This window comes from Sphingomonas bacterium (assembly GCF_903644055.1).
Classification (GTDB): Bacteria; Pseudomonadota; Alphaproteobacteria; order Sphingomonadales; family Sphingomonadaceae; genus Sphingomonas_I.
In genome coordinates, this window is record NZ_CAHJXD010000167.1 from 1 (window position 1) to 3,212 (window position 3,212).

Sequence of the window (3,212 nt, forward strand, 5' to 3'; positions counted from 1 at the left end):
GCCACCCCCGCACCCGCGCCCGCCAGTGCTGCGCGCGGCCAGCGCGAGCGCCAGGCCAAGCTCGCGCTGGGCGACACATGGGTGCTGCCGACGCTCGATCTGCTCGGGCCGCTGCCCACCGGGGGCGGGCCGCAGATCGACAAGGCCTCGCTGGAGCGCAACGCGCGGCTGCTCGAAACCGTGCTCGAGGATTTCCATGTGCGCGGGCACATCACCGAGGTTCGCCCCGGCCCGGTGGTGACGATGTACGAGCTCGAACCCGCCGCCGGGATCAAGGCGAGCCGGGTGACCGCGCTCTCCGACGATATCGCGCGCAACATGTCGGCGCTGTCGGCGCGGATCGCGACGGTGCCGGGGCGGACGGTGATCGGCATCGAGCTGCCCAACCAGAAGCGCGAATCGGTGGTGCTGTCCCAATTGGTGGCGAGCCACAGCTTCGAGGAGCAGGCGCCGGGCTCGCTGCCGCTGATCCTCGGCAAGAATATCGCCGGCGATCCGGTGATCGCCGATCTTTCGCCGATGCCGCACCTGCTCGTCGCGGGCACGACGGGATCGGGCAAGTCGGTCGGGCTCAATGCGATGATCCTGTCTTTGCTCTACCGGCTGACCCCCGACGAATGCCGGATGATCATGATCGATCCCAAGATGCTGGAGCTCAGCATCTACGACGATATCCCGCATCTGCTGGCGCCGGTGGTGACCGATCCGCCCAAGGCGATCCGCGCGCTCAAATGGGCGGTCGAGCAGATGGAGGATCGTTATCGGATGATGGCCTCGATCGGGGTGCGCAGCCTCGCCTCGTTCAACGAGAAGGTGCGCGCCGCCAAGAGCAAGGGCCAGCTGCTCGGGCGCAAAGTCCAGACCGGCTATGACGCCGACACCGGCCAGCCGATCTACGAGGAGGAGAAGCTCGAATTCGAGCCGCTACCCAAGATCGTGGTGATCGTCGACGAACTCGCCGACCTGATGATGACCGCGGGCAAGGAAGTCGAATTCCTCATCCAGCGGCTCGCGCAGAAGGCGCGCGCGGCGGGCATCCACCTGATCATGGCGACGCAGCGCCCCTCGGTCGACGTCATCACCGGCGTCATCAAGGCCAATCTGCCGACGCGGATCAGCTTCCAGGTGACTAGCAAGATCGATTCGCGCACCATCCTCGGCGAACAGGGCGCCGAGCAGCTGCTCGGCAAGGGCGACATGCTCTACATGCCCGGCGGCAAGCAGATCGTCCGCGTCCACGGGCCGTTCGTCAGCGACGAGGAGGTGCGCGCGGTCGCCGATCATTGGAAGATGCAGAAGACGCCCGATTATATCGCGGCGGTGACCGAGGAGCCCGAGGACGGCAGCTATGCGATGGAAGGCGCGCCGCCCTCCGACGATTCCCCCGAGGCGACGCTCTACCGCAAGGCGGTGCAGGTCGTCGCCGAATCGCAGAAGGCCTCGACCAGCTACGTCCAGCGCCAGCTCCGCATCGGCTATAATTCGGCGGCACGGCTGATCGACCGGATGGAGAAGGAGGGCGTGGTCGGCGCCCCCGACCATGTCGGCCGCCGCGAGGTGCTGATCGATCGCAACGGCCAGCCGATCTGATCGGCTAAGCGGCGGCCTGACCGCCCGGCGGGTTTTCGGGCGTCCGTCTGTCCGTGGCATTTCATCGTGCATGTCGCTGCTCGGGAGCGGAGCCGCCCTTCGCGCGGCGCAGGGATTCGACGTTTAGAGCAGGATGATTTTAGATTGACCCACTCCTCCGCTCATCCTGAGTAGGGATCGAGCCTGTCGAGAGCCCGTATCGAAGGACAAGCCCCTGGGCGCTACTTCGATACGAGCCCTCGATACGCTCCTACGGAGCTACTCGGTCTCACCTCAGCATGAGCGGGTAAGGCTGAAGTCATCCGAGTCTAATGCAGCCGACGTGCAGAGCCGAGATGATCCCCCCTGGAAGGGGAGGTGGCTGGCGAAGCCAGACGGAGGGCATCCCGCGATCGAGCCCCTCCTTTATCGCTGCGCGACGCCACCTCCCTTCCAGGGGAGGAGCAAGGTCAGTCTCACACTTGCTCAAGTTCGGCCTTGATGATCGACATTCGGCTTTGGGAACAGATCCCCCACGGTTCGTGCGTCATGCCCGACCTGTTCCGGCATCCCTGTCCGACGTAGCTGGTTAGCTAGGGTGCGGCGACCCCAACAAATCTGGGGTGACGCGTAAATATCGAGCGGATACACCGAACCAATCCGGGCGACAGCTCAGCCGGGGCAATTGCCCGTCATATTGATGAATGCCGATTGCCCTAAAGCCTGTCTGTTAATGTTGCATCCACTTCATCCGGCCTTGAGCCTAGGTCCCGCTTCTTCTTCAGCGTTGGCAGGCAGCGGGACCCCTCTGAGTTCACAACGCAGTGCAACACCTGAGACGGGTGCATGTCGACCTATCGCCAGCTATCGCTCGAGGAACGGTGTTCGATTGCCCGGCAGGTCAGTGGAAAAAGCCATCCCGACAGAAAATGATCTCGTGGCGATAGTGAAAACCCTATACCGTATTGGAGCATCGGGAAACCGCTACCTTGTCAAAGGGCATTAATCGGAAGAAAGAAATACGCTTCGGATAGGTTTCAGAGATACAATGAAGCTGTGATGATCGCGAATTTATTGTGCACGAATCACTAAGGAAAACCCTCCAGCTCTCTTTTAGAGATGCATAACCCTCACTCTGCCGCCGGCAGGTAAATCTCCCCGCCCTTCTGCTTGAACACCTCGCTCATGCCGGCCATCCCGGCCTCGGCCTGATCGGGGGTCAGCGCCGATGGTGAGCCCCCTCCACCATTCGGCGCGGCCGAATGGTCCCCCTCCCCGTGCCGGGGAGGACGTTGGGCGGCGAGGAACTGGTCGGCTTCGGCGTTCTGTTTGGCGGCGAATTCGCGCACTTCCGCCGTGATCTTCATCGAGCAGAATTTGGGGCCGCACATCGAGCAGAAGTGCGCGGTCTTGGCGCCCTCGGCCGGCAGCGTCTGGTCGTGATATTCCTCCGCCGTGTCGGGATCGAGCGAGAGGTTGAACTGGTCGCGCCAGCGGAATTCGTAGCGCGCGCGGCTGACCGCGTCGTCGCGCAGTTTGGCGGCGGGGTGGCCCTTGGCGAGATCGGCGGCGTGGGCGGCGAGCTTGTAGGTGACGACGCCGACCTTGACGTCGTCGCGGTCGGGCAGGCCGAGATGCTCCTT

2 protein-coding genes are annotated in these 3,212 nt (G+C 63.7%); one reads left to right on the forward strand and one right to left on the reverse strand.

From position 1 onward, the window contains the following. Window positions 1–1,590, forward strand: a 1,590-nt coding sequence (locus tag HUU94_RS07230; RefSeq protein ID WP_174274420.1) for a DNA translocase FtsK, incomplete at its 5' end; no start/stop codon positions are given. 1,109 nt (window positions 1,591–2,699) lie between these two features. On the opposite strand, the gene HUU94_RS07235 is transcribed toward HUU94_RS07230, so the two are convergent. Next, window positions 2,700–3,212: phosphomethylpyrimidine synthase ThiC (locus HUU94_RS07235; protein ID WP_174274421.1), on the reverse strand; the 513-nt coding region annotated here is incomplete at its 5' end.